The sequence below is a fragment of the Burkholderia sp. BCC1998 genome, from assembly GCF_905339875.1.
GTDB lineage: Bacteria > Pseudomonadota > Gammaproteobacteria > Burkholderiales > Burkholderiaceae > Burkholderia.
Map to the genome: position 1 here is coordinate 146341 of NZ_CAJPHE010000006.1, position 25397 is coordinate 171737.

The window sequence follows — 25397 nt, forward strand, 5'->3', positions numbered from 1 at the left end:
ATGCTGGCCTACGCATTGAGACGCACGTTGTGGGCGGTGCCGACGATTCTCGCCGTCATCACCGTCTGCTACCTGCTGCTGCACTTCACGCCCGGCGGTCCGTTCGATACGGAGAAGCAGCTGTCCGCGGCGACGCTCGCGAACCTGAACGCGAAGTACCACCTCGACGAGCCGCTGTGGAAGCAGTACCTGCTGTATCTCGGTTCGCTGCTGCACGGCGATCTCGGCCCGTCGTTCCGCTACGTCGACTGGTCGGTGAACGATCTCGTGAAGAAGGCGCTGCCCGTGAGTCTCGGCGTGGGCGGCATCTCGATCCCGCTGTCGATCGGGTTCGGCGTGCTGCTCGGCACCGTCGCGGCCGTGCGCCGCGACAGCGTGATCGACCGCTTCGTGATGCTGATCGGCAACTTCGGCAACGTCGTGCCGCCGTTCGTGCTCGGCCCGGTGCTGGTGTGGATCTTCGCGATCCTGCTGAAGACCTCCGCCGGCAACGGCTGGCTGCCGGCCGGCGGCTGGGGCGACGGCGGCTGGCAGTACCGGCTGCTGCCGATCGTGCTGCTGACCTTCATCAACGTATCGCTGCTCGCGCGCGTGATGCGCGGCTCGATGATCGAGACGCTGTCGAGCAACTTCATCCGCACCGCGCGCGCGAAGGGCCTGCCGGGCTCGACGATCGTGCTGCGCCACGCGCTCAAGCCCGCGCTGATGCCGGTCGTGTCGCTGTTCGGCACGGTCTGCATCACGTCGATCACGGCGGCCGTCGTCACCGAATCGGTGTTCGCGCTGCCCGGGCTCGGGCAGCTCGTCGTGAACGGCGCGATCAACCGCGACTACACGCTGGTGCTCGGCCTCGTCGTGCTGACCACCGTCTGCGCGGTGCTGTTCAACCTGCTGGTCGACCTCGCGTACGCGTGGCTCGATCCGCGTATCCGTTATTGAGCGAGGCACTGCGATGACTCCGACTACTCCCGTCGTCAGTCTGCCCGTGCAGACCGACTCGCCGCCGCGTTCGCGCTCGCCGCTCGCGCTCGCGTTCGCGCGCTTCCTTCACAACCGCGCGGCCGTGTTCAGCCTCGTGCTGCTCGCGCTGATCACGCTCGCATGTTTCGTCGGTCCGTGGCTGCTCGCGGCCGATCCCGCCGCGAGCGACTGGGGCTCGATCAGCCTCGCGCCGACGCTCGCGAACCAGCACTGGTTCGGCACCGACGAGCTCGGCCGCGACCTGCTCGTGCGCACGCTGATCGGCGGCCGCGTGTCGATCGAGGTCGGCCTGCTCGGCACGCTGGTGTCCGGCCTGTTCGGCGTCGCGTGGGGCGCGACCGCCGGCTTCGCGGGCGGCCGGGTCGATTCCGCGATGATGCGCGTCGTCGACATGATGTACGCGATCCCGTACCTGCTGATCGCGATCCTGATGATGACCCTGTTCGGCCGCTCGTTCATGCTGGTCGTGCTGACCATCAGCGCGTTCTCGTGGATCGACATGGCGCGCGTCGTGCGCGGCCAGACGCTGTCGCTGCGCAATCGCGAGTTCGTCGACGCGGCGCGCGCGATCGGCGTGTCGCCCGCGTCGATCGTGCTGCGCCACGTCGTGCCGAACCTGCTCGGCGTGGTCGTCGTGTACGCGACCGTGTCGGTGCCGAACATCGTGCTGACCGAATCGGTGCTGTCGTTCCTCGGCCTCGGCGTGCAGGAACCGATGACGAGCTGGGGCGTGCTGATCCAGGACGGCGCGCAGAAACTGGAATCGATGCCGTGGCTGCTGCTGGCACCGGCCGTCATGCTGTGCGTGACGCTCTACTGCGTGAACTTCGTTGGCGACGGCCTGCGTGACGCGCTCGACCCGAAGGATCGCTGAAGATGGCTGCTCTGTTGGAAGTAGAAAACCTCGGCGTGCGCTTCTCGCGCAAGGACGCACCGCCGATCGACGCCGTGAGCGGCGTGTCGTTCTCGCTCGAAGCCGGCAAGACGCTCGGCATCGTCGGCGAATCGGGCTCGGGCAAGAGCCAGACCGTGATGGCGCTGCTCGGCCTGCTGGCCGGCAACGGCGCGACGACGGGCGCCGCGCGCTATCGCGGCGACAACCTGCTCGAGATGGATACGCGTGCGCTGAACGCGGTGCGCGGCGACCGGATCGCGATGATCTTCCAGGATCCGATGACGTCGCTCAATCCGTTCCTGACGATCGAGCGGCAGATGACCGAGACGCTGCAGCTGCATCGCAAGCTGTCGCGCAAGGAAGCGACGAAGCGCGCGATCGAGGCGCTCGAGTCGGTGCGCATTCCCGACGCCGCGCGCCGCATCCGCATGTATCCGCACGAGTTTTCCGGCGGCATGCGCCAGCGCGTGATGATCGCGATGGCGCTTCTTTCGGAGCCCGAAGTCCTGATCGCCGACGAGCCGACCACCGCGCTCGACGTGACCGTGCAGGCGCAGATCATCGATCTGCTGCGCGAGCTGAACCGTGAGCGCGGCACCGCGATCGTGCTGATCACGCACGACATGGGCGTGGTCGCGGGCCTCGCGGACGACGTGATGGTCATGTATGCGGGCCGCACCGTCGAATATGCGCCGGCCGACTCGATCTTCGCGGCGCCGTCGCATCCGTACACGATCGGCCTGCTCAACGCGCTGCCGCGCCTGACCGACGCCGACGACGCGCCGCTCGTCGCGATTCCCGGCAATCCGCCGATGCCCGGCACCGCGCCGGCCGGCTGCGCGTTCGCGAAACGCTGCACGTATGCGGAGGCGCGCTGCGGTACCGCGCGCCCTGCGCTCGAAACCTATGGCGCGGCGGGCGCGGTGCGCGCGTGCCACCGGCCGCTGGCCGATCTGACGGGAGGTCTGCGATGAGCGTCGATGAACGCCGCAATGCCGGCGCGACGGGCACGACGAGCGATACGCTGCTGTCCGTCGACGATCTGAAGGTGCATTTCCGCGTGCCGCTCGGCGGCTATCCGTGGTCGCCGAAGGGCACGCTGCGCGCGGTCGACGGCGTGTCGTTCGACGTGAAGCGCGGCGAGACGGTCGGGCTCGTCGGCGAGTCGGGCTGCGGGAAGTCGACGCTCGCGCGCGCGCTGATCGGCCTCGTGCCGATGACGGCCGGCACGGTGCGCTGGCGCGGCGAAGCCGTCGCGCCCGATCACCTGCGCGGCACCGCGATGCGCCGCGAAGTGCAGATGATCTTCCAGGATCCGCTCGCGTCGCTCGATCCGCGCATGACGATCGAACAGATCGTCGCGGAGCCGCTCGTCACGCACCACGCGGGCCTCGGCCGCGCCGAAGTGCGGCGCCGCGTGGTCACGATGCTCGAACGCGTCGGCCTGAACGCACATCACCTGCTGCGCTATCCGCACGAGTTTTCCGGCGGACAGTGCCAGCGCGTCGGCATCGCGCGCGCGCTGATCGGCGAGCCGAAGCTCGTGATCTGCGACGAGCCCGTATCGGCACTCGACGTGTCGATCCAGGCGCAGATCGTGAACCTGCTGCGCGACCTGCAACGCGAACTGTCGTTGTCCTATCTTTTCGTCGCGCACGACCTGGCGGTGGTGAAGGCCATCAGCCAGCGCGTGCTCGTGATGTATCTCGGCCGCGTGATGGAGTTCGGCACGCGGCATGACGTGTACGGCGTGCCGCAGCACCCGTACACGAAGGCGCTGCTCGATGCGGCGCCGACGCCGGAGCCGGCGCGCGAGCGTGCTCGCCGTCCGATGCTGCTGGCGGGCGAGATGCCGTCGCCGCTCAACCCGCCGTCCGGCTGCGCGTTCCGCACGCGCTGCCCGGTCGCGATCGACGCGTGCGCGCAGGACGTGCCGCTGCCGGAAGTGCGGCAGGGCTCGCCGGCGCGTGTCGCGTGCATCCGGGCGGGCGTGGCGGCGTGAAGTGACGCAGCAAACATAACCAGGCAGGTCAACAGGGGTAGGGTGCGGCGCGAATGATCTTCGCGCCGCGGGTAAAGGCGCGTCCTTAACCGGGCTCGCCGGGGGGCTGGAAGCGGATCGCAACCGGCGTGGACGACATCAACACAAGACGAGAATGACGATGAACAAGCAAAAGACGATCGGGACGGCATCGAAGATGCTGCTTGCATGGGGCTTGCCGGCGCTGGCCGGCGTATCGCTGAGCGGCGTGGCGTACGCCGACGACGCGGCCCCCGCACCGCTGACGGTCGCGCAGGCGGCGCCGTCCGCCGGCGCAGGCACATCGGTTGCGCAGGCAACGACCCCGAACGCCATTATCAACGCCGAGGCGACCCAGGCCGTCACGCCGCCCGACGAGCCTTCGGCACAGTCGAAGTCGAACGGCTTCATTGCCGACAGCCACCTGAATTTCCTGTTCCGCAACTATGCGGACACGCTCGACAACAAGGGCGGCCCGCACCGTCACGCGTGGGTCCAGGGCGCGATGGCGAACTTCGAGTCGGGCTACACGACCGGCCTGATCGGCATCGGCTTCGACGCGTCGCTGTATGCGGCGCTGAAGCTCGACGGCGGTGCCGGCGCGGGCAGCATGGTGCACATCGCGAAGGGCGGCGGCGGTTCGAACCAGCTCGCATGGGCCTATCCGGGCATCTACGACGTGAAGGCGCGCATTTCGAACACGGTGGTCAAGTACGGTCTGCAGGCCGTCGACAACCCGTTCATGGAGCAGCACGACAACCGCGCGCTGCCGCCGACGTTCCTCGGCGCGACGATCGTCAGCAACGAATTCAAGAACGTGATGCTCGAGGCCGGCAGCTTCACGAAGACCGATGCGCGCGGCCACACGACGCTCACCAACCTCACGACGCAATACGGCGGCACGCGCATCAATCGCCTGACCTACGTCGGCGGCACGTGGGACTATTCGCCGGACGGCGAAGTCGCGCTGTACGCCAACCAGGCCGACGACGTGTGGCACCAGTACTACGCGTCGGTGAAGCACAGCATCGGCGATACGAAGTCGATCAAGTGGACCGGCTTTGGTAACGTTTACTCGACGCACGACACGGGCGACGCGCTGCAGGGCAAGATCAACAACAACGCGTACAGCCTGTCGGTGGCTGCGCAGCACGGCCCGCACGAACTGCTGCTCGGTTATCAGCAGGTGCTCGGCGACCAGTTCTTCGACTACCTGAACGAAACGAACGGCATCTTCCTGACCAACTCGATGGACGTCGACTACAACGCGCCGCACGAAAAGTCGCTGCAGCTGCGTTACACGTTCTACGGCAAGGAAGCGGGCCTGCCGGGCTTCAAGGCGATGGTCTGGGGCGTGACGGGCTGGGGCGCGGACGGCAGCGCAGGGGCTGCGAACGATCCGAGCAAGTCGAGCATCTACTGGAGCAACGGCGCGCCGGTGCAGGGCCGTCACCACGAGTTCGGCTTCATCCCGTCGTACACGTTCCAGAGCGGCAAGCTGAAGGACACGAAGGTCACGTTCATCGCGATGTGGCACACCGGTTCCACGCACACCGCGGACGCGACCAACAAGGAATACCGCCTGGTCGTGAACGTGCCGCTGCACGCGTTCTGATCGAAGGGGGGACGCAACGTCCCCTTCAGTCGTTTTCGTCTCGCGCGGCCGGCCTGCGACCCGTTCGATCAGGCCGGCTTGTGCAACCCCGCCACCGGATCGTTCGCGGCGGGCATGTCCTCCACCAGCGACGTGAGCTGGCGGCCCGTGTCGCGCCAGGCATCGAGGCCGCCGCGCAGCGGCAGCGCATCGGTGAAGCCTGCGTCGAGCAGGCGCTTGGCCATCAGCGCGGCCGTCACTTCGTTCGGGCACGAGCAATACACGACGAATTTCTGCGAGAACGGATAGCGCGCGACGATGTCCTCGATGTGCCGTTCGTCCGCGAACTGCGCGCCGGGAATCGTGAACGGGTCGAGCTTGCGGTGTTCGGGCGAACGCACGTCGAGTACCACCGGCGCGGCCGCATCGCGCAGCAGTTCTTCGAGCTCGTCGACGCCGATCCGCGCAGTCGCGAGCTGGCGGATCAGCGCGCGGCGGCGCATCCAGCGCACGGCCGCGTAGACGGCCAGCAGTGCGACGATCACCAGCAGTACCGCGCGGCCGAGCCGGCTCGCGCCGGCGAACAGCCAGTCGATCTGCCGATAGAACACGAGCCCCGCGAGGAGGCCGACGATCGTCCACAGCGCGGCGCCGAGCGCATCGTAGCCGGCGAACGTGCGATAGCGCGTGCCGAGCGCGCCGGCCATCGGCACCGACACGAGCGACAGCCCGGGAATGAAGCGGGCGACCGCGAGCACGCGCACGCCGTAGCGGCCGAAGAATCGTTCGGTCTTCTTCACGCAGGTGTCGCGCGACAGTGACAGCCGGCAGATCGTCTTCAGCGTCGTGCCGCCGTAGCGCCGCCCGGCGACGTACCACACGGTGTCGCCAATCAGCGCGCCGAGCACCGACAGCGCCAGCACCGTCAGGAGCTGCGAGCCGATCATCGCCGGATTCATCGCGGCCATCGCGCCGAACAGCACGAGCGTCGGCATCGCCGGTACGGGCAGGCCGATGGCCGCCGCGAGCACGTTGGCGAAGACGAGAAGCGGCCCGTATTGGGCGACGAGGTCACGGAGCATGACGGCTGGCCGAAAAGGAAGCGCGTGTGGAAGGTACGAAGATGGGCCGATTATCGGCCATTTTCAAGCGGACGGCGGGGAATGACGCAAAGCGCCTGACGGCGGCAGGGTGATGCGGGCGGATCGGTGAGCCGGTGCGTTGTGCGCGGCTCACCGGTCGACATCACGAAGGGGTAGGGGTGCGGACGAGCGAGGCGGCGCCGTGGTTTTCGCCAGGCAGTTCGGCGCCGTGCGAGCGGATCGCCGCGATCAGCTCGGCCGGCGTGATCTCGTAGCGAACCTCACGGTGAATGCCGGGCTTGCGCTCGTCGATGTCGATCAGCAGCACGCTCTTGCCGTCGTCGGTCGATTCGAGCCGGAGCGAGCGCAGTTCGCGGCCGTCGGCCGGGTCATGTTCGGTGAGCAGGGTCATTGCCCCGGATGAGCCGGTAGTGCGCATCGAACCTATCCTCGTATCGTGTGTGCCAGGTTGGCGAAGATGTCGTTGTTGAATGCAGCTTGACGAAGTTTAACGCGAACGGGCCACAACACGGAGCATTTTCGTGGTCCCTGAATGAGGGCAGCACCGGCCATCCTTCTGATGTTTGAGCCGCGCCGGGCGGGCGTTTCAGCCGGAATGGACCGATCCGCGCCCGGCGCCCGGCCGGTGCGCGGCCGGGAGGCGCGGGCGCCGTCAGAAGCGGTCGGCGAGGCCCATCGCCGGGTCGCTGACCGAGTGGCGGCCCGTTTCGACGCGGCCGGCCACGCGGCGGGAGAAGCTGGCGTCGCTGTCGGTTTCATCGACAACCCGGCGGCGATCGCACTGTACGAAAAGCACGGCTTCCGGATAGAAGGCGAGGCGCCGGACTATGCGCTGCGCGACGGCGCGTATGCATCGGTGTTTCAGATGGCGCGGATCAAGGGGCGGCTGTAATGGAAGCGTGCTGAGGCGCGTGTGGGCCGGCGCGCGTCGTTGCATCGGCCGCGGCATGTGCATGCATTGGCCGTGTCGTGCGCCTTGTCGTGCCCGCCTCTGTGTACCCGATCGCGTGCAGCGACCGACGGCAGTCAATGCAGCGCCGCATGCAGCGCAGTGGGTGGTCGCGTCGACCGCGCAGGCGCGCACGTCGGCGACGCCACACTTCATATCCATTCGAGAATTCGTTCGTTTTCAACCGGCCGCGCGAATCGTATCGTCGAATGATCTGCCGGTCGCTGTGGCCTCCGCGGTCGTCGCGGTTGGTACTGCTGCGCGGTGTACGCATGCAGCGACTGGTCGGGGCCTTTCGCGTCGATGCCTGCGTGATCCCTACGCGATGCCCACGGCCGATGCCGGCATGCGTGGTGCCATCCGTCGATACCCTTCGTCGTTGCATCGCTTCGTCGTGTTTTCGCTTCGCCGTTTCGTGCGCATGGGCCGGCCGTCGCAGCGTACCGGTTCCGCCGTCGCGCGACGCCGCTATCCGCAACCGTCTCTTTCAACGGAACCCGCCTTGATGAAAACCGTCCTCCGTAACCTGACTGCCGCCTGCCTGTTCGCCGCCGCGGGTGCGGCGTTTGCCGCCAACGCGCCGCAGGGCGCTCTCGTATCGGGCCCGTCGAGCGGCGGCGCGCATCTGCCGCCCGGCATCGCTTGGCAGCAGGGCGACGTCGATGCCGCGTTCGCGCTCGCGAAGCGCACCGGCAAGCCGCTGCTGCTGTACTGGGGTGCCGTATGGTGCCCGTCGTGCAACCAGGTGAAGTCGACGATCTTCAGCCAGCAGGCATTCAAGGCTCGCTCGACGTTCTTCGTGCCCGTGTATCTCGACGGCGATACCGAAAGCGCGCAGAAGCTCGGCGAGCGCTTCAAGGTGCACGGCTATCCGACGATGATCCTGTTCCGTCCGGACGGCACCGAAGTGACGCGGCTGCCGGGCGAGGCCGATCTCGAGCGCTACATGCAGGCGCTGTCGCTCGGGATGACGGCCGCGCATCCGGTGCGGCAGACGCTCTCGACCGCGCTGAACAACGGCGCGGCGCTGACGCCGGCCGAATGGCATCTGCTGGCCGACTATTCCTGGGACACCGACGGCGCGCTGCCGGTGCCGGCCGATCGTGTCGCGCTGACGCTGCAGACGCTGTCGCAACGTGCGCGCGCCGCCGGCGCGAAGGCGGACGCCGCGCGGTTCGCGCTGAAGTCGGCGGTGGTGGCGGCATCGGACGATCCCGCACAGGCCGGCGCGCTCGACAAGGCGGCGCTCGCCGACGCGCTGCGCGCGGTGTTGCGCGAACCGGCGCTGGCGCGGGCGGATTCGGACGTGCTGGTCGCGGCGCCCGCGCGCGTGGTCGCATACCTCGGCGGCGACGCCGCGCAGCGCACGACGCTGCGCGACGCGTACGACACGGCGCTCGCGCGCCTGTCGACCGATTCGACGCTGTCGTCGATCGACCGGCTGATGGCGCTGCACGGCCGTGTGCTGCTCGCGCGCAACGACGCGCACGGTGGCGCGCCGCTCGCCGCGCCGGCGCTGGTCGATACCGCGCGCAAGCAGATTGCCGCATCGGTGCAGGGCGCCGCGAACGCGTACGAGCGGCAGGCGCTCGTCAGCGAAGCGGCGGACACGCTGACCGACGCGGGGCTGTACGACGAATCCGACGTCTTGCTGAAGGCCGAGTTGCCGCGTTCGGCGACGCCGTACTACTTCATGTCGGGGTTGGCCGCGAATGCGAAGGCGCGCGGCGACAAGGCCGCGGCGCTCGACTGGTACCGCAAGGCATACGACTCGGCGAGCGGACCGGCGACCAAGCTGCGCTGGGGCGCGACCTATTTCGCGAATGCGGTCGCGCTGGCGCCGGACGATTCGGCGCGTATCGAAGCGATCGCCGCGAGCGTGCTCGCGCAGGCCGGCAAGACCAAGGATGCGTTTTATGGGGCGAACTTGCGCGCGCTGACCAAGGTCGTCACGCAACTGAATCGCTGGCGCGGCGGCGGCGCGCACGATGCGTCGGTCAGGTCGGTCGTGAAGCAGTTCGACGGAGTGTGCGCGAAGCTGCCGGCGGGCGATCCGCAGGCAGCGGCATGCGCGAAACTGATCGAGCCGGTGAAGGCGTGACGGCTCGCGACGGAGCGGTCGGGCGGGACGGCCGCGTCGTTGCGGCGATTACCGGGCCGACTCCGGTGATGCACCGCGGTCGTTGCCATATCCGGCACCTTGCTGGCGCGCGATCTTCGCTTCGGCGGAAACGATGCTGGCCGGATAGAACCAGTCGCTCGGCTGGAAGCCGGCCTGCTTGAGCGCCTTCACTTCGGCGCGGACCTGCGCGCGCGTGAGCGGCGGGTTCGACTGCGCGTGCGCGGCGAGCGGGGCCGATACGGCCAGGGCAACGGCAACTGCGTGAATCAGGCGCTTCATGATCGTGACCTCCATGTTTCCAGCTGGGCGGCCGGACTTCGTTTGACGAAGCGGCGACGGTTGAAAGCAGTGTAGGCCCGACCACGCGCGGGAAAAATGCGATCGCTCCCAACGCAGTGTTCTGCTGCCGGAAACAATGAACGGTGGAGCGGACGGCGCCGGATGGCGGCGCGTGACGGGCGATGGGCCGTCCGGTCTGCACCGCAATGTGGCGTCGAGCGGTTCCGGTCGGTCGGGGACGAAGTGGCGGATGCGAATCCCGGCGATCCGTGCTGGTTTGCAAGCGGAGGTATCGGGAAGGTGCGGCGCGTCGCGACAAGCATCGCGCTGTGATGCCGCTGCCCCGCTGCGGCAATGCCGGACGGTCGAACAGCCGGGAACCCGCGGAGGGAGGAAGGCGCGCCGGCCGCGTCGATGCGGCCGGCAGGGTTGGGCGGCGCTCGGAACGCCGCCCGATGCGGCGGCTTACACGAGGCCCGTCGTGTAGTACACGGCGATCACGAAGAACACCGCGAGCGTCTTGATCACGGTGACCGCGAAGATGTCGCGATACGACTCGCGGTGCGTAAGGCCCGTGACCGCGAGCAGCGTGATGACGGCGCCGTTGTGCGGCAGCGTGTCCATGCCGCCGCTGGCCATCGCGACGACCCGGTGCAGCACCTCCATCGGAATGTTGGCGGCCTGCGCGCCCTTGATGAACAGGTCCGACATCGCGGCGAGCGCGATGCTCATGCCGCCCGACGCCGACCCGGTGATGCCGGCGAGCGAGCTGACCGACACGGCCGCGTTCACGAGCGGGTTCGGAATGCTCTTCAGCGCGTCGCTGACGACGAGGAAGCCCGGCAGCGCGGCGATCACGCCACCGAACCCGTATTCCGATGCGGTATTCATCGCGGCGAGCAGCGCACCGCCGACGGCGGCCTTCGAACCGGCCGCGAAGCGGTCGCTGACGCGCTTGAACGCGGTCAGGACGACCAGCACGATGCCGAGCAGCAGCGCGGCCTCGACCGACCAGATCGCGACGACGGTCTTGATCGACGTCGTGACCGGCGTGTGCACGCCGGGCAGCACGTCCGGCGCGACCGTATACGACGCTGCGCCGTACCACTGCGGAATCAGCTTCGTGAACGTGAAGTTCGACGCGCCGACGAGGAGCAGCGGCAGGATCGCCAGCGCCGGATTCGGGAGTGCCGTCGCTTCGACGCGCTCCGGCTCGTTGACGAGCGACGTGCCGTAGCCTTCGCCCTTCGCCATCGCCGAACGGCGGCGCCATTCCAGGTACGCGAGGCCGACGACGATGATGAACAGCGAGCCGATCGTGCCGAGTGCGGGTGCCGCCCAGGCGGTCGTCTTGAAGAACGTGGTCGGGATGATGTTCTGGATCTGCGGCGTGCCGGGCAGCGAGTCCATCGTGAACGAGAACGCGCCGAGCGCGATCGCGCCGGGCATCAGCCGCTTCGGAATGTTGCTCTGGCGATAGAGCTCGGCCGCGAACGGGTACACCGCGAACACCACGACGAACAGCGACACGCCGCCATAGGTGAGCAGCGCGCACACCGCGACGATCACCGCATTCGCGCGCGAGCGGCCGATGTAGCGGATCGCGGCGTGCACGATCGACTCGGAGAACCCGGACAGTTCGATCACCTTGCCGAACACGGCGCCGAGCATGAATACCGGGAAATACAGTTTGACGAAGCCGACCATCTTCTCCATGAAGATGCCGGAGAAGACCGGTGCGACGGCGGCGGGTTCGATCAGCAGGACTGCGCCGAGCGCGGCGATCGGCGCGAACAGGATCACGCTGTAGCCGCGATACGCGGCGAACATCAGGAACGCCAGCGCGGCGAGGACGATCACGAAAGACAAGGGAGTCTCCTAATAGCTTGGAATGGCTTTGGTTGTTGTTCGATCGCGGAGCGCGCCGCGGACCGGCCCAGGTTCTTGCAGATTTCGTGCCATCGGCCGCATTGCGCCGCCGGACATGGGTCCGGCGCAGGCCGGCGGGCCCGCGCCGGCCAATGTCTGAAGATTCTACATAAATCGTCTCCATCCGGAGACGCTTTGGCCGTCGGGACAGCCGATCGAAGCGGGCAGGGCTTTCCCGGACAAGGCATTCCGGCGTGTCTCCAAAATGAGATACTGCGTCCCGTTCCGGAGACATCCGGCCAAGCGTACGCGGAGACGACGACACGATGATGAACGACTGGGCGCGCCTGCCCGTCAATTACGGCGACGTGCTGCTGCGCGCCGCCGAGTCGCTGTTTCGGACCTTCGAGGATTCGAGTGCGGGCACGGTGGTCGTCGATCGCGACGCGCGCGTCGTGTGGATGAACGAGCGTTATGCGGCGCGCTTCGGGTTCGCCGATCCGCAGCAGGCGGTCGGCCTCGACTGCGAGGCGGTGATTCCGAACAGCCTGATGCGCGAGGTCGTGTCGACCGGACAGCCGATCCTGCTCGACATCATGGAGACGGGCCGCGAGCCGCTCGTCGTCACGCGCCTGCCGTTGAAGAACGAGGCGGGCGAGACGGTCGGCGCGATCGGCTTCGCACTGTTCGACCAGTTGAAGACGCTCACGCCGATCTTTTCCCGTTACGCGCAGCTTCAGCAGCAACTGATCGCGACGCAGCGTTCGCTCGCGCAGGCGCGCCGCGCGAAATACACGTTCGCTAGCTTCGTCGGCACGAGCGCCGCAAGCCTCGAAACCAAGCGGCAGGCGCGGCGCGCGGCACAGGTCGATTCGCCGGTGCTGCTGCTCGGCGAGACGGGGACCGGCAAGGAACTGCTCGCGCATGCGATCCACGCGGCATCGGCGCGCGCGCTCCAGCCGCTCGTGACCGTCAACGTCGCGGCGATTCCCGACACGCTGCTCGAAACCGAATTCTTCGGCGCGGCGCCGGGCGCGTATACCGGCGCCGACCGCAAGGGACGCGTCGGCAAGTTCGAACTGGCCGATCGCGGCACGCTGTTTCTCGACGAGATCGGCGACATGCCGTTGCCGCTGCAGGGCAAGCTGCTGCGTGTGCTGCAGGACAAGGAGTTCGAACCGGTCGGCTCGAACCGGATCGTGCGCGCCGACGTGCGGATCATCGCCGCGACGTCGGCCGACCTGCCGGCGCTGGTCGAGGCCGGCCGCTTTCGCGCGGATCTCTATTACCGGCTCAACGTGCTGACGATTCACGCGCCGCCCTTGCGCGAGCGCGCGTCCGACATCGCGGCGCTCGTCTATGCGACGCTCGAGGAACTCGCCGCGCAGCACGGCTGTGCCGCGCACTGCGAACTGACCGACGATGCGCTGCGGATGCTGTGCGCGTACCCGTGGCCGGGCAATGTGCGCGAGTTGCGCAATACGCTCGAGCGCGCGCTGATGCTGTCGGATCGCTCGGTGATCGATGCGGGTGCGCTCGCGCCGTTCCTCGGGCCGGTGCGCATGGCGCCGGACAGCGTGCCGGCGGGCACGCGGGCTGTTCCGTTGCCGCTCGGCCGGGACGCGGGCGACGCATCGGGTGCCGCCGGTGTGCCGGTCGTTTCGTATGCCGATGCATTGGCCGCGTGGGAGCGCCAGTTCCTGATCGACGCGCTCGCGGCCTGTGACGGGAAGGTCGTGGAAGCGGCCGCCCGCATCGGCATTGGCCGGGCGACGCTCTACAAGAAACTCGCGGCGCTCGGGATCGACCGGTAGCAAGCGGCGGCGGATGCGCCCGGACATGACGAACGGCACCGGTGAAGTGCCCGACAGGAGACAACGATGAAGCGAATCGGCATTGCCGGATGGCTGGCCATACTGGCGGCGACGTCCTCGTTCGCTCAGTCGGGCGACGAGGATTCGCCTGCGGTGCGGCGCAACTGGTACAACGATCCGTTCGTCGCGTTGTCGCGGGGCTTCGCGGAATGCCCGCTGCCGCTCGGCCCGTGGATGACGCGTGCCGAGATGACGGACGACGCGCATTACCGCGCCGAGCGCGGGACCACCTGCTGGCTCGCTCACCGCTGCACGAAACCGAATTCCTATATGTATGACGCGCCGATCGCCGAGGCGGCGAAAGCGCATTTCGCGGGCACCGATCGTCTGCAGGGCACGAGCCTGTGGATCACCGTGCAGCGGCGCTTCATCTATGTCGAAGGGTGCGCCGATCCGGCATTCGATCGGGAGGCGCTGGCGCGCGAACTCGGCGCGCTCCCCGACGTCGAGCAGGTGTTCGTTCGCATCACCGACGATCCGCACCGGGCCGTGCCGTACAAGACGCGCGGACGCCCGGACCGGACGCCGGACCGAGCGCGGGACTGAACGTGTGACGACGGTGCGTGGCATACTCGCGGCATTCAAAAATCGGTTGACGGAAAGAACAATGAATCACATGCTTGCGTCGGTCTGTCGGTGGCCTCGAACGCATTGGCGTCGGGCCGGATTGTTGGCCCTGGTTGCGGGGCTCGGCGGCTGCGGCGGTGGGGCGCCGCTGTTCACTTCTGACGGGCGCCCGACTACGCAGGTGCAGTGCACCGGCAGCGACTGGAGCAATTGCACGGACAATGCCCGCGCCATCTGCAATGGGGAATACGACGTTCTCCAGCAATCGACCGATGACGCCGTGCGAAATCTTCTCTTCGCATGCAAGAGGAAAAGCGGCTATTGATCCCGATATGCCTGGATAAGGAGACCATAATCGGGTGAAGCGCTTTTCCATTCGCTTGGAGTCGGCTATTTTTCATGAATAACACTCACGGAGTCCCATCCAATATGGCGACCTACAGGCAACTGACAGCGCAGCTCGAAAGACTTCAGCAAAAGATCGACAAGGAACGCGAAAAGGCGATTGCCGATGCGATTGCCGCCATTCGGGCGAAAATCGAGGAGTTCGACATTACCGCGGAAGAGCTCGGTTTCCGGCCGATCGGCACTGCTGCCGCCGCGAAACCGAAGCGTCCGTTGCCGCCGAAGTACCTGAATCCGAAGACGGGCGAAACGTGGAGTGGCCGCGGGCGTGCGCCGGCATGGCTCGGCAAGAACCGCGCGCGTTTCCTGATCAAGGACTGACTCCCGAAAATTCTCACCTTTCGTGCGCTGACTGACGGTGCGAACGGCCATGCGGCCGTCGCACCGTTTTGTTTTTGGGTGGCGGCAGCACGACTTGAAACCGCGAATTGAGCGCCAATGCCGCGCGATTGACGGATGCCGTTTTGCGAATTCACCGCGATTCGACCGGATATCGCCGCGAATTCCGGTAAACAACCCCGCAATTACGCGGCATGCGCGCATTGGCGTTGTCGATCGCCGCGGTGCTGACGTACCGCCGATTGCCGTCACCTCTCGCGCATTGGCGCATTGCGCCGTGCAATTCCCGAACTTGCTCACCATGGTTCCTGTAAATCCTCACCTTTGAAGTGACGGCCGGATGACCGCATCGTGTCGCCTTCGCCCATTGCGTCGTGCGAAGGCGTCGGCGACCGGCCCATGTTGCGGGCATTGATGCGCGTCGCACAGTCGGCCGTTCGGCATATAGGCAGCCGCATCGGGTTCGCCTATGCTTGGAGTTCGCGTCGACCGGTGCACGGCCATCCGTGCCTGTGTGCCGGTCGGGTCGTCTTTCGTTACCGTATGGAGCCGATGTGACCGTCCGCCATCTCGATGCGTTATTCCAGCCCAGTTCCGTCGCGGTCGTCGGTGCATCGTCGCGCGCGGGCAGTATCGGTGCGATGGTGTGGGCGCGCGTGCTCGACGGCGCGTTCGAGGGGCCCGTGTGGCCCGTCAATCCGAAGCATCGCGAACTGAACGGGCACACGGTCGTGGCCGATGTCGACCGGCTGCCCGCGCCGCCGTCGGTCGCCGTGATCTGCACGCCGCCTGCCACGTGGGCCGGCATCGTGCGCAAGCTCGGCGAGATCGGCACGCGCGTCGCGGTGATCGTCGGCGAGGCGCGCACCGACGCCGATCGCGCCGCGCTCGAGCGCACGCTCAAGGCCGCGAAGCCGTTCGTGCTCCGAATCGTCGGGCCCGGCAGTCTCGGCGTGCTGTCGCCCGCGCGGCATGCGCATTTCGGCGCGCCGGCCTATACGGCACGATCGGGCGGCGTCGCGTGGGTGTCGCAATCGAACGCGCTGACGAACGCGGTACTCGGCTGGGCCGATGCGCGAGGCCTCGGTTTTTCGCATGTCGTCGCGCTGGGCCGCGAGGCCGACGTCGATGCGGGCGACGTGCTCGACTACCTCGCCAGCGATCCCGGCACGCGCGCGATCCTGCTGGAACTCGACACCGTGTGCGCCGCGCGCAAGTTCATGTCGGCAGCGCGTGCGGCGGCGCGCAACAAGCCGGTGCTCGCGCTGCGCACTGGGCGCGCCGATCCCGGCGACGCGCTTTACACGGCGGCGTTCCAGCGCGCGGGGTTGGTGCGTGTCGATGCGCTCGACGATCTGCTCGACGAGATCGAGACGCTCGGCGTCGGGCGCGTCACCGCGCGTGGCGCGGCGACGCTCGTGACGAGCGACGCAGGCGTCGCGAAACTCGCGGTCGATGCGGTCGCGGAGGTGCGCGACGTGCTGGCCGACTGGCCGGCGGCGGCCACGTCGGCGGTCGCGGCCGCGCTGCCGCATCTGGCCGCCCCCGGCAATCCGCTGACGCTCGGCGACGATGCGCGTCCCGAGCATTTCGGCGCCGCCATCGAGGCGCTCGCGCCGTTTCCGCAAACGGGCACGCTGTTCGTCGTGCATTCGACGTCTCACAGCGCGCCGGCCGACGCGGTCGCGCGCACGCTGATCGAATCGCGGCAGTACGCGTACCGCGGCATCCTCGCGTGTTTCTTCGGTGCGGTCGACGCGGCGACGCGCGACGCACTGCACGCGAACGGCATTCCCGTGCACACCACGCCGCAGCGGCTTGCGCGCGCATACGCACGGCTCGTCGACTACAACCTCGGGCGGCAGTTGCTGATGCAGACGCCCGAGGGCACGCCGCCGCAGCCGGCCGAATGCGTTGCATCCGCGCAGGCCGAGGCGCGACGGATGGTCGAGGCCGGCGAGCATGAACTGGCCGGCGAAGCGGCGTTGCATTGGCTCTCCCACTTCGGCCTGCACGGCGAGCCGGCCGATTCACCGGCCGACGAATCGGCCGGAGCCAGAATCGTCGACGTCACGGTCGACATGTACGACGATTCGAACTTCGGCCCGGTGTTCCGTTATGCCGTGCCGCCGGCGGATGGCGTATCGGCGCCGTTCGTCGTGTACGGGCTGCCGCCGTTGAATACGGTGCTCGCCCGCGCGGTGATGGAGCGTTCGCCATATGCGCGCCGCACGCCCGTCGAACCCACGCTCGATGCGCTGACGGCACTGTCGCAAGTCGTTTGCGACGTGCGCGAAGTCGTCGCGATGTCGGTCACGCTGCGCGTGCTGTCCGATCGGGCATACGTGGTCGGGCCGCGCATCACGGTGGCGGCCGGGCGCAGCCGGCTCGCGATCATGCCGTATCCGCGCCATCTCGAGCAGACGCTCGAATGGCGCGGCGAGACTGTGACGATCCGTCCGATCCGTCCGGAAGACGAGGAAGCACACAACGAACTGCTCGGCGCGATGACGCCGGACGATCTGCGGATGCGGTTCTTCGGCGCGGTGCGCAGCTTCGATCATTCGCAAGTCGCGCGCATGACGCAGATCGACTACGACCGCGAGATGGCCTTCATCGTGTCGTTCACCGACGTGTCGGGCCGGTCGCACACGCTCGCGGTGGCGCGTGCGGTTACCGATCCCGACAACGAGACGGCGGAGTTCGCGATCGCCGTGCGGCCCGATCAGAAGGGCAAGGGGCTCGGGCGGCTGATGATGACCCGCATCATCGACTATGCGCGATCGCGCGGCACCGGATGGATGATCGGCGAGGCGCTGCGCGAGAACACCGCGATGATCTCGCTGGCGAAGGCGTGCGGCTTCGCCGTGTCGACGACGGAGGAACCCGGCGTGGTGGGGTTCAGGATGAAGCTGCAACCGTAATCGCGTGGGTGCGTGTGTTCGCACGTCCGGCGCAGCATGCAGAGTCGGTACGGCATGCATGATGTCGATGATGCACAGGCACTGCCGAGCGAATTCGTCGTGGTTCGGTGCGCCGATCGTTCGGCTGGTTCGCTCGATTGCGCGGATCGGTACAACGTTCGCCCGGTGACCGGCGGGGAATGTCGAACGCGTCGAGTCACGGCATCCGCGGCGGGCGCGTTGCGTGCGCCGATGACCTCCGCGTACCACCGGTTCCGGGGCCGTGGTCGAGCGCACGAACTCCGGCATTTCGCACGCGCAGCATCGGAAACAGAGCAAAGGTGAGACTTTTCGGGAGCCGCGAGTGAGCTTTTCCGGGAGCTGTCGGGTGAGCCGATACGGGAGTGCTCGGTGAGCCTTTCCGGGGAACTGCCGGTGAGCCCTTGCAGGAAGCCCTGGTGAGCCTTTCCGGGAGGCCCCGGTGAGCATCTCCGGGAGGCATCGGTGAGAACGTTCGGGAAGGGGTTGGTGAGCGTCTCCGGGGGCTTCAGGTGAGCTTTTCCGGGATGTCTGGGTGAGCGTTTACGGGACGCTTCGGTGAGACTTTTCGGGAGCTTGCGAACGCAGTGCTCCGGCTGGCGCGGCGCCGGCTTTTGCCGGCGTCCGCGCCGGTGCGGGCATGCATGAACCGTGCCCGCAGCAGCGTTTATGCGGCGAGTTTCGACGCCGCGTCGTTCACCTGCTCACGCGAAATCGCGAGTTCTTCGAGGTGCGCGTCGGCATAGATGCCGCCGGTTTCGCGCTCGAGGCGGGCGATCGTCAGCGCGCAACGCGCGATGTCCTTCGGCATCGCGATGAAGCGCTTGACCGATTCGCCGGCCGTGAATGCATCGAACAGCGCACCGCGCACGTCGTCCGGAAGCGTCTTGGTCCATTGGTACGGCTTGCCGTTGAACGTGATCGACGGCGGCAGCGTGCGTTCCTTCTTGGTGGCCGTGATGAGGCCGTAGGTACGTGCGGCGTCGCCGATCTGCTCGGGCGAAAAGAGTTCGTCGGGCGTGATGTCGAACTGCTCGATGTAGTTCTCGATCGCCCGCATCGCTGCGGCACGGTCGTCGCGCTTCTTCTGCGCGCGCGCGACGATGTCGCGCAGCTCGTCCGCTTCCTCGGACGTGATCGTGAAGCTCGCCTGCTTCTGCTGAAGTTCGGAGAAACGCTGGAATTCTTGATCGTTCAGAAGTTTGGCCATGACATCCATCGGATACGACGGCCGCGACAGCCGGCCGCCGTAGTTTTTGAGAGGGCCGCTATTCTAGCGTAGCGCGGCGTCCGCGCATCCGGAAACGGTCTGCGGAATGCCGGTACGAACGCCTGCGCGACCGGCGCGCATCGCATACCGCGTGGGCGGCGTCGCACCGGCCTGCCCGACCCGCTGACCGAACGACCGCCCGCCGCGCCCGACCGCCCGACCACTTTCAACGCGGTCGCCGGCTCAACCACATTCAGCAAGTCTCCGCGCGGCACATCGACAACTGGCCTGCCGTATCGCGCAGCCTTGCGACGACCACCTCCACGGACGGCGCCATGTGCGAGTCGATCCGGCGCATGTACGGGCAGGTCAGCACCGCGATCGCATGGCCGGCCGGGCCGAGGATCGGCGCGCTCAGGTCGGTGACGCCGTATGCCTGGCGGCTGTCCTGGCGCACGTAGCCGGACTGGCGGATGGAGTGGCACGCGTGCGCGAGTTCCTGCTCGTTCATCGGCGTTTCACCCTTGACCTTGCGATGCTCGACCAGCATGTGCGCGCGCTGCTCGGTACCCTGGAACGACAGCATCACGCGTCCCGACGCCGTATCGGCAAGCCCGACGCGCGAGCCGAGCCGCACCGACACGCCCCACGGGCCGGGGCCGTCCACCTGTGCGATCACGAGCAGGTTGCCGCGATCGTAGACGGTCAGATGGCACGATTGTTCGGCCGCATCGGCGAAGCGCTGCATCAGCGGCAAGGCCTCGGCGATCAGCCGGTTCATCGGCGGATGGCGGTGCGCGAGCGCGAACAGTTTCAGGCTGAGCGTGTAACGGTCGCCGCCGCTCGAGCGCATCACGTAGCGGCGCGCGACGAGACGTTCGAGCATCCGGTAGATCTCGCTCGCGTTGCGGCCGAGCTCCTTCGTGATTTCGGTGCGGGTGAGCCCTTCCTTTTGTTCCGACAGGAGTTCGAGAATGTCGAGCCCCTTGTCGAGGGCGGGTGCGCGATAGCGGTCGGCTGCGCCCATCGACGCCCGTGCGTCGCTGCCGGGGAGCGGGTTATTGGTCGTTTGCGTCATGGTAGGAAGTCCGGGAATGGCCAATCGGTTGGCGACGCACGCTGGCCGGTTTGCACGCAGATTCGCGAAGCCGCATGCGGATGTGACTGCCGTCCGGACGAGCCTGACAATAAACGTTCAGTGTGCAATGCGGCGTCTTTTTGCCGATCGTTGTCCAGCAAGAACGGATCACATGCCGTTCTCGATGACAGGGTCGTAAGAAATATTCGACATTCATCTTTCGGTATCGAAGGACCGCAGCATTGGGCGTAAAGCCGATGGTTCGGCGGCCCCGATGCTGCTGTGCAACCTCCGCAGGCGCACCAATAGTCGGTATCCGTCGCGCGCCATTTCACGGCGGGCCGCCGATGGTACAAAGAGCGGCGGGCCAGCGACGGTGCGGCCGCGCGTGAAGCCGACCGGCATCGGCCGGCACATGGCGCGGATGCCGGGCCGTCGTCGCCGATGCGCAGACCGGCGGCCGCCCGTTCGATGCGCGTCGCACCCGGTGCGGCGCCGCGATCGCTGCGCCTGCGCGAGCCTCGCGTGTCGATTGGCCTGCCGGATTCGGGGGCCGACGCGCGTCATCGACGATCGGCATTCAGTCCGGCGCGTGGCCGTCAGCGGCCGCGTCGGCCGGTATCCTGTCACATTCGACAACAGAGGTTGAGCACGATGAAACTGCTTCGCTATGGCCCGTCGGGCCAGGAAAAGCCCGGTATTCTCGACGCGGACGGCCGGATTCGCGACCTGTCCGCGCACGTGCCGGATCTTGCCGGCGACGCGCTGTCCGACGCCGGTCTCGCGCGCCTGCGCGCGATCGACCCGGCCACGCTGCCGCTTGTCTCCGGCGAGCCGCGCATCGGCGCCTGCGTCGGGCGCGTCGGCAAGTTCATCGGCATTGGTCTCAACTATGCCGATCACGCAGCCGAAGCCGGCATGCCGGTGCCGAAGGAACCCGTGGTGTTCGGCAAGTGGACCAGTTCGATCTGCGGCCCGAACGACGGCATCGACATCCCGAAGGGCTCCGTGAAGACGGACTGGGAAGTCGAACTGGGCGTCGTGATCGGCGCGACGTGCAAGGACGTCGACGAAGCGCGCGCGCTGGATTACGTCGCCGGCTACTGCGTCGTCAACGACGTGTCCGAGCGCGAGTGGCAGATCGAGCGCGGCGGCCAGTGGGACAAGGGCAAGGGCTTCGACACGTTCGGCCCGATCGGCCCGTGGCTCGTCACGCGCGACGAGGTGCCCGATCCGCAGCGCCTCGACCTGTGGCTCGAGATCGACGGCCACCGCTATCAGAACGGCAACACGCGCACGATGGTGTTCACCGTCGCGCAACTGATCGCCTACCTGTCGACCTGCATGACGCTGCAACCGGGCGACGTGATCACGACCGGTACGCCGCCGGGCGTCGGGATGGGCATCAAGCCGTCGCCGGTGTTCCTGAAGGCCGGTCAGACGGTGCGCCTCGGGATCGCGGGGCTCGGCGAGCAGTTGCAGAGCACGCGCAACGCGCAGTGAGCGCTCGCGCGGCGCGGGCGAGGCTGGCGGACGTAACCGGCCGGCTATCCGCCAGCGCCGCCGGACCCGTCGCCGGATCGCCGGCGGCGACCGACGCGAGTCGAGCGCCGACCCCGATGCAACAAAGACAAGGGCCCGGTTCCGCATGACGCGGAACCGGGCCCTTGTCGTTCATCCGCGTTGGGACTCGGCGGATCAGACGACGTTGCCCAGCTCGCAATGGGCTTCGAGGCGATACCCGTCGGGATCGACGACGAACGCCGCGTAATAGCCGGGGCCGTAGTGCTCGCGTTTGCCCGGCCCGCCGTTGTCCTGTCCGCCGTGCTGCAGCGCGGCGCGGTAGAACGCATCGACTTCCACCGGCGACGCCGCGCGAAACGACAGGTGCAACCCTGAATCGGGATCGGCGACGACCGGACGTGCCGCGTGCTGCAACCACAGCACCGGTTCGCTGGTGCCGTAGCCGAGGGATCCGTCGTCGCTGTACAGCCGCTTGTAGCCGAGCGCGCCGAGCGTGCTGTCGTAGAACGCGCGGCTGCGGTCGATGTGGGCAACGCCGAACGAAAGGTGATCGATCATCTGTGGCTCCTTGAACTGAAGGGGGGCATCAGTGCAGCAAACCTGTTTATAACCATCAGGCCATCCGCTTGTGACGAAGCGCGCGGAGCATGCTGTCGTGGAACGCGCGGCTGTGGCCGGTGTGGACAACGTCGTGCGAAAAACGATCGATCATCTGTGGCTCCTTGAACTAAAGAGGGGACATCACAGCAGCAAACCCGTTTTTAACCACCATGCTGGTTATGTTAGGAAGCGCCCGGATGCTTGTCAACCGGCATGGTGGTTAGATACGATCGCGTCATGAGCAAAACGCAACCTTCCGTCACGACGGACTGCCTGGTTCCGGCGCCGTCCGAAACGCTGAGCATCGATTTCGCGAACACGCTGTACTGGCGTGGCGCCGACGTGCCGACCGAAACCTTCGGCACGCTGGACGACCTGTTCACGTGGTGTCGCGAGCAGGCGGGCGTGCCGGCCGGCCTGACCGACGCGTGTCGCGCACAAGCACAAGCGAACGAGAAGGAGGACGCGCCGGCGATGCTGACGCGCGCGCTCGCGCTGCGCGAGGGGTTGTACCGGCTCTTTCACGCGCAGGCCGAGCGGCGCGAGCCGCAAGCCGACGATCTCGCGCTGCTGGGCGGTTTTCTGGCGGAAGCGGCGCCGCGCGTCGCGCTCGCGCGGATCGACGGCGGTTACGCGTGGCGGATCGGGGCAGCGGGCGCGACGCTCGCGGGGCTGCTGAGCCCGGTGCTGTGGTCGGCGACCGACCTGCTGGGCGGTGCGCGCCTCGCGAAGGTCAAGCGCTGCGCGAACGACGCATGCCAGTGGCTCTTCATCGACGACAGCAGGAACGGCAGCCGCCGCTGGTGCTCGATGTCGTCCTGCGGCAATCGCGCGAAGGCGTACCGCCACTATCACAAGGCCGATTGACGGCAGCGCGCGTCCCTGTGCGTCACGCGTCGATCGCGCCCATCCCGCCCGAACCTATTTCGCCGACAGCTTCCGCCACAGCGTCGTCTTGCTGATGCCGAGCATCGCGCACGCGCGATCGCGATCGCCGCCGCACGCATCGAGCACCGCGCGGATCTCGTCGGCTTCCGCGCGACGGCGGCGCGCGTGGAGCGTCTGCGCGTCGGTGGCGTCGGCATCGGCCGCATCGGGCAGCGCCGCGAACAGCTCGGGTGCGATCGCCTGCAGCGCATCGGGCGCGAGTGCCGCGCACGCGGCGCCCGGATCGTGCTCGTCGACCTCCTCGGCCAGTTCCACCGCGATCCGCTCGATCACGTTCTGCAGTTCCCGCACGTTGCCGGGCCAGCGGTAGCGCGCGAGCGTCGCCTGCGTCGCGCCGAGCACGCGCATCGCATCGTCGGCCTCGCGTATGCGTTCGGCCAGCCGCGGCTCGCGCCGCGCGGCCTGCACGAGCAGCGTGGCGGCGAGCGCCGGAATGTCGGCGGCGCGCTCGCGCAGCGGCGGCAGGCCGACGTTCAGGATGTTGAGCCGGTAATACAGGTCCGCGCGGAACGTGCCGGCCTCGACGGCCGCGAGCAGCGGCCGGTGCGTCGCGGCGATCACGCGCACGTCGATGCGGATCGGCTCGGTCGAGCCGAGACGGATCACCTCGCGCTCCTGCAGCACGCGCAGCAGCCGGCTTTGCAGCGACGGCGGCATCTCGCCGATCTCGTCGAGAAACAGCGTGCCGCGGTGCGCGGCCTCGAACAGCCCGGTCTTGCCGCCGCGCCGCGCGCCGGTGAACGCGCCTTCCTCGTAACCGAACAGCTCGCTCTCGAGCAGCGCCTCCGGAAACGCGCCGCAGTTGATCGCGACGAACGGATAGCTGCGCCGCACCGACAGCGCGTGCAGGCTCTGCGCGATCATTTCCTTGCCGGTGCCGCTTTCGCCGAGCACAAGCACCGTCGCATCGGATTTCGCGTAGCGGCGCACGAGATCGCGCACGCGCGCCATCGGCGCGGACGCGCCGACCACGTCGTCGAGCGTGTAGCGCGCCGCGAACTGCTGCGTGTTCGGCTGCGAACGCAGCGCGCGGTCGAGCCGTTCGACCGCGCGCGATTCCTGGAACGTCAGCACGCTGCCCGACGTGACGCCGCGATCGACGAGCGGCCCGCGATGCACGACGTAGCGCACGCCGCGCACGGTCGCGAGCGCGTCGCCGTCCTCGCCGCGCAGCGTGCGCAGTTCCGGACGCAGGTCGACGAGCGCGCGGCCGACGGCCGCCGCGGGTTCGACCCCGAGCGCCGACGCGAGCCGCTCGTTGATGGCTTCGACGCGGCCGCGCGCGTCGAGCGCGACCACGCCGTCGCGCAGGTGCTGCAGCAGGTTGTCGAGCCGCTGGCGGCGAAACGCCTCGGCGTGCGTCGCGTACGCGACTTCGAGCGCCGTCTCGACCGCCTTGCGCACCGACGCGTGCGAATACAGGAACACCGCGCCCATGCCGGCGCTCGCCGCGAGATCGGTGACGAGGCCGGGGCCGACGATCGTCTCGATGCCGCGGTCGTGCAGGTCGTGCACGCAGGCTTCCGCTTCCTGCGCGGACTGATATGACGCAAACTGCACGTCGAGGCCGTAGGCGGCGACGAAGCGGCGCACTTCGGGCGGCGTCTCGCCCGCGCTGACGAGCGCGATCCGCGATGCGTCGCGCCGCGCGCGCGCGAGCGCCTGCATCACGTCGAAGCCGGTCGGCGACACGACCACGACCGGCACCTGCGCACGCGTTTTCAGGAAGCCGCCGTTCGAGCCGGCTGCGACGATCACGTCGGGGCGCGCGGTGCCGGCCTCCGCGATCGCGCTCAGCGCGTCTTCATAGGCCCGCGTGACGATGCGCACGTCGGCGCGTTCGTCGAATTCGCCGGCGATCTCGCGAAACAGGTCGCGCAGGCGGCTGATGCCCATCGCCCAGATGCGCGGACGCACCGTGCGGTCGGCCGGGCCGACGGGCTTGGTCGAGGAGAGGTCCATGGCGACCGATTATGCGCGCGCGATTTCATTTTTGAAACCTGAAATTGCTGAAATGAAATCATTGGGCGCTGCCTCGCCCATGCCGGTTGCTTAAAAATCAGTGGGTTAGCCCCGCTTCACAAGCTGGCCCGGTCCT

The 25397-nt window shown here is 67.8% G+C and carries 21 protein-coding genes and 1 pseudogene; 14 read left to right on the plus strand and 8 right to left on the minus strand.

Annotated elements, in window-relative coordinates:
• The 5 genes from U5A56_RS13345 to U5A56_RS13365 all read left to right on the plus strand — a co-directional run bounded on the left by U5A56_RS13345 (position 1) and on the right by U5A56_RS13365 (position 5511).
• On the plus strand, positions 1-939 hold the full coding sequence (locus U5A56_RS13345) for an ABC transporter permease subunit (protein WP_124486048.1): 939 nt from the start codon (positions 1-3) through the stop codon (positions 937-939).
• A 13-nt stretch (positions 940-952) separates the two neighbouring features.
• Positions 953-1855 (plus strand): ABC transporter permease, encoded by a 903-nt coding sequence (locus U5A56_RS13350; RefSeq protein ID WP_044844992.1) that lies wholly within the window; start codon positions 953-955, stop codon positions 1853-1855.
• A 2-nt stretch (positions 1856-1857) separates the two neighbouring features.
• On the plus strand, positions 1858-2850 hold the full coding sequence (locus U5A56_RS13355; RefSeq protein ID WP_321922770.1) for an ABC transporter ATP-binding protein: 993 nt from the start codon (positions 1858-1860) through the stop codon (positions 2848-2850).
• Entirely contained in the window at positions 2847-3878 is a 1032-nt protein-coding gene (locus U5A56_RS13360) for an ABC transporter ATP-binding protein (protein WP_044844994.1), read from the plus strand. Before U5A56_RS13355 ends, U5A56_RS13360 begins: the two co-directional genes overlap by 4 nt.
• Before the next feature lie 160 nt (positions 3879-4038).
• Positions 4039-5511, plus strand: a complete 1473-nt coding sequence (locus tag U5A56_RS13365; RefSeq protein WP_044845036.1) for an OprD family porin — start codon at positions 4039-4041, stop codon at positions 5509-5511.
• Between the two features lie 68 nt (positions 5512-5579).
• Here the strand turns inward: U5A56_RS13365 and U5A56_RS13370 are convergent, their stop codons facing one another.
• Together U5A56_RS13370 and U5A56_RS13375 are read right to left on the minus strand one after the other, a co-directional pair.
• Entirely contained in the window at positions 5580-6572 is a 993-nt protein-coding gene (locus tag U5A56_RS13370) for a DedA family protein/thiosulfate sulfurtransferase GlpE (protein ID WP_044844995.1), read from the minus strand.
• A 163-nt stretch (positions 6573-6735) separates the two neighbouring features.
• Entirely contained in the window at positions 6736-7011 is a 276-nt protein-coding gene (locus U5A56_RS13375; protein ID WP_044844996.1) for a hypothetical protein, read from the minus strand.
• Positions 7012-7347: 336 nt separating this feature from the next.
• Here U5A56_RS13375 and U5A56_RS13380 point away from each other — a divergent pair.
• Positions 7348-7485, plus strand: a pseudogene (locus tag U5A56_RS13380) (GNAT family N-acetyltransferase); the annotation flags it as partial.
• Between the two features lie 562 nt (positions 7486-8047).
• Positions 8048-9643 (plus strand): thioredoxin family protein, encoded by a 1596-nt coding sequence (locus U5A56_RS13385; RefSeq protein ID WP_321922773.1) that lies wholly within the window; start codon positions 8048-8050, stop codon positions 9641-9643.
• A gap of 48 nt (positions 9644-9691) precedes the next feature.
• Here U5A56_RS13385 and U5A56_RS13390 read toward each other — a convergent pair whose 3' ends face one another.
• Both U5A56_RS13390 and U5A56_RS13395 read right to left on the minus strand, forming a co-directional pair.
• On the minus strand, positions 9692-9943 hold the full coding sequence (locus tag U5A56_RS13390; protein ID WP_321809918.1) for a DUF4148 domain-containing protein: 252 nt from the start codon (positions 9941-9943) through the stop codon (positions 9692-9694).
• Positions 9944-10408: 465 nt separating this feature from the next.
• A complete protein-coding gene (locus U5A56_RS13395) occupies positions 10409-11812 on the minus strand; it encodes a GntP family permease (RefSeq protein ID WP_044845000.1) in 1404 nt (467 codons plus the stop codon).
• Between the two features lie 326 nt (positions 11813-12138).
• Between U5A56_RS13395 and U5A56_RS13400 the strand changes: the two genes are divergently transcribed.
• The 5 genes from U5A56_RS13400 to U5A56_RS13420 all read left to right on the plus strand — a co-directional run bounded on the left by U5A56_RS13400 (position 12139) and on the right by U5A56_RS13420 (position 17921).
• On the plus strand, positions 12139-13626 hold the full coding sequence (locus U5A56_RS13400; protein ID WP_321922776.1) for a sigma-54 interaction domain-containing protein: 1488 nt from the start codon (positions 12139-12141) through the stop codon (positions 13624-13626).
• A gap of 66 nt (positions 13627-13692) precedes the next feature.
• A complete protein-coding gene (locus U5A56_RS13405; protein ID WP_044845002.1) occupies positions 13693-14232 on the plus strand; it encodes a BON domain-containing protein in 540 nt (179 codons plus the stop codon).
• 61 nt (positions 14233-14293) lie between these two features.
• Positions 14294-14578 (plus strand): hypothetical protein, encoded by a 285-nt coding sequence (locus U5A56_RS13410; protein WP_235879175.1) that lies wholly within the window; start codon positions 14294-14296, stop codon positions 14576-14578.
• A gap of 104 nt (positions 14579-14682) precedes the next feature.
• Positions 14683-14979 (plus strand): H-NS family nucleoid-associated regulatory protein, encoded by a 297-nt coding sequence (locus U5A56_RS13415; RefSeq protein WP_044845003.1) that lies wholly within the window; start codon positions 14683-14685, stop codon positions 14977-14979.
• A 572-nt stretch (positions 14980-15551) separates the two neighbouring features.
• Complete coding sequence (locus U5A56_RS13420; protein WP_321922778.1) at positions 15552-17921, plus strand: GNAT family N-acetyltransferase; 2370 nt, start codon at positions 15552-15554, stop codon at positions 17919-17921.
• A gap of 685 nt (positions 17922-18606) precedes the next feature.
• On the opposite strand, the gene U5A56_RS13425 is transcribed toward U5A56_RS13420, so the two are convergent.
• Together U5A56_RS13425 and U5A56_RS13430 are read right to left on the minus strand one after the other, a co-directional pair.
• Positions 18607-19158 carry a hypothetical protein gene (locus U5A56_RS13425; protein WP_044845005.1) on the minus strand — a complete coding sequence of 184 codons (552 nt, stop codon included), beginning with the start codon at positions 19156-19158 and terminating at the stop codon, positions 18607-18609.
• Between the two features lie 244 nt (positions 19159-19402).
• A complete protein-coding gene (locus U5A56_RS13430; protein ID WP_321922781.1) occupies positions 19403-20227 on the minus strand; it encodes an IclR family transcriptional regulator in 825 nt (274 codons plus the stop codon).
• Between the two features lie 654 nt (positions 20228-20881).
• On the opposite strand from U5A56_RS13430, the gene U5A56_RS13435 reads away from it, so the two are divergent.
• Positions 20882-21730 (plus strand): ureidoglycolate lyase, encoded by an 849-nt coding sequence (locus U5A56_RS13435; RefSeq protein WP_044845006.1) that lies wholly within the window; start codon positions 20882-20884, stop codon positions 21728-21730.
• 195 nt (positions 21731-21925) lie between these two features.
• On the opposite strand, the gene U5A56_RS13440 is transcribed toward U5A56_RS13435, so the two are convergent.
• On the minus strand, positions 21926-22309 hold the full coding sequence (locus tag U5A56_RS13440) for a VOC family protein (RefSeq protein WP_044845007.1): 384 nt from the start codon (positions 22307-22309) through the stop codon (positions 21926-21928).
• Positions 22310-22564: 255 nt separating this feature from the next.
• On the opposite strand from U5A56_RS13440, the gene U5A56_RS13445 reads away from it, so the two are divergent.
• Positions 22565-23218 (plus strand): CGNR zinc finger domain-containing protein, encoded by a 654-nt coding sequence (locus U5A56_RS13445; protein WP_321922784.1) that lies wholly within the window; start codon positions 22565-22567, stop codon positions 23216-23218.
• Between the two features lie 54 nt (positions 23219-23272).
• Here U5A56_RS13445 and prpR read toward each other — a convergent pair whose 3' ends face one another.
• Complete coding sequence (gene prpR / locus U5A56_RS13450; protein WP_321922785.1) at positions 23273-25261, minus strand: propionate catabolism operon regulatory protein PrpR; 1989 nt, start codon at positions 25259-25261, stop codon at positions 23273-23275.
• Positions 25262-25397: the final 136 nt, after the last annotated feature.

What these genes read in the sequence shown, in the direction of transcription:
- U5A56_RS13345 (WP_124486048.1), top strand. Translation starts at nt 1, where the DNA reads ATGCTGGCCTACGCATTGAGACGCACGTTGTGGGCGGTGCCGACGATT.
- U5A56_RS13350 (WP_044844992.1), top strand. Translation starts at nt 953, where the DNA reads ATGACTCCGACTACTCCCGTCGTCAGTCTGCCCGTGCAGACCGACTCG.
- U5A56_RS13355 (WP_321922770.1), top strand. Translation starts at nt 1,858, where the DNA reads ATGGCTGCTCTGTTGGAAGTAGAAAACCTCGGCGTGCGCTTCTCGCGC.
- U5A56_RS13360 (WP_044844994.1), top strand. Translation starts at nt 2,847, where the DNA reads ATGAGCGTCGATGAACGCCGCAATGCCGGCGCGACGGGCACGACGAGC.
- U5A56_RS13365 (WP_044845036.1), top strand. Translation starts at nt 4,039, where the DNA reads ATGAACAAGCAAAAGACGATCGGGACGGCATCGAAGATGCTGCTTGCA.
- U5A56_RS13370 (WP_044844995.1), bottom strand. Translation starts at nt 6,572, where the DNA reads ATGCTCCGTGACCTCGTCGCCCAATACGGGCCGCTTCTCGTCTTCGCC.
- U5A56_RS13375 (WP_044844996.1), bottom strand. Translation starts at nt 7,011, where the DNA reads ATGCGCACTACCGGCTCATCCGGGGCAATGACCCTGCTCACCGAACAT.
- U5A56_RS13385 (WP_321922773.1), top strand. Translation starts at nt 8,048, where the DNA reads ATGAAAACCGTCCTCCGTAACCTGACTGCCGCCTGCCTGTTCGCCGCC.
- U5A56_RS13390 (WP_321809918.1), bottom strand. Translation starts at nt 9,943, where the DNA reads ATGAAGCGCCTGATTCACGCAGTTGCCGTTGCCCTGGCCGTATCGGCC.
- U5A56_RS13400 (WP_321922776.1), top strand. Translation starts at nt 12,139, where the DNA reads ATGATGAACGACTGGGCGCGCCTGCCCGTCAATTACGGCGACGTGCTG.
- U5A56_RS13405 (WP_044845002.1), top strand. Translation starts at nt 13,693, where the DNA reads ATGAAGCGAATCGGCATTGCCGGATGGCTGGCCATACTGGCGGCGACG.
- U5A56_RS13410 (WP_235879175.1), top strand. Translation starts at nt 14,294, where the DNA reads ATGAATCACATGCTTGCGTCGGTCTGTCGGTGGCCTCGAACGCATTGG.
- U5A56_RS13415 (WP_044845003.1), top strand. Translation starts at nt 14,683, where the DNA reads ATGGCGACCTACAGGCAACTGACAGCGCAGCTCGAAAGACTTCAGCAA.
- U5A56_RS13425 (WP_044845005.1), bottom strand. Translation starts at nt 19,158, where the DNA reads ATGGATGTCATGGCCAAACTTCTGAACGATCAAGAATTCCAGCGTTTC.
- U5A56_RS13430 (WP_321922781.1), bottom strand. Translation starts at nt 20,227, where the DNA reads ATGACGCAAACGACCAATAACCCGCTCCCCGGCAGCGACGCACGGGCG.
- U5A56_RS13435 (WP_044845006.1), top strand. Translation starts at nt 20,882, where the DNA reads ATGAAACTGCTTCGCTATGGCCCGTCGGGCCAGGAAAAGCCCGGTATT.
- U5A56_RS13440 (WP_044845007.1), bottom strand. Translation starts at nt 22,309, where the DNA reads ATGATCGATCACCTTTCGTTCGGCGTTGCCCACATCGACCGCAGCCGC.
- U5A56_RS13445 (WP_321922784.1), top strand. Translation starts at nt 22,565, where the DNA reads ATGGTGGTTAGATACGATCGCGTCATGAGCAAAACGCAACCTTCCGTC.
- prpR (WP_321922785.1), bottom strand. Translation starts at nt 25,261, where the DNA reads ATGGACCTCTCCTCGACCAAGCCCGTCGGCCCGGCCGACCGCACGGTG.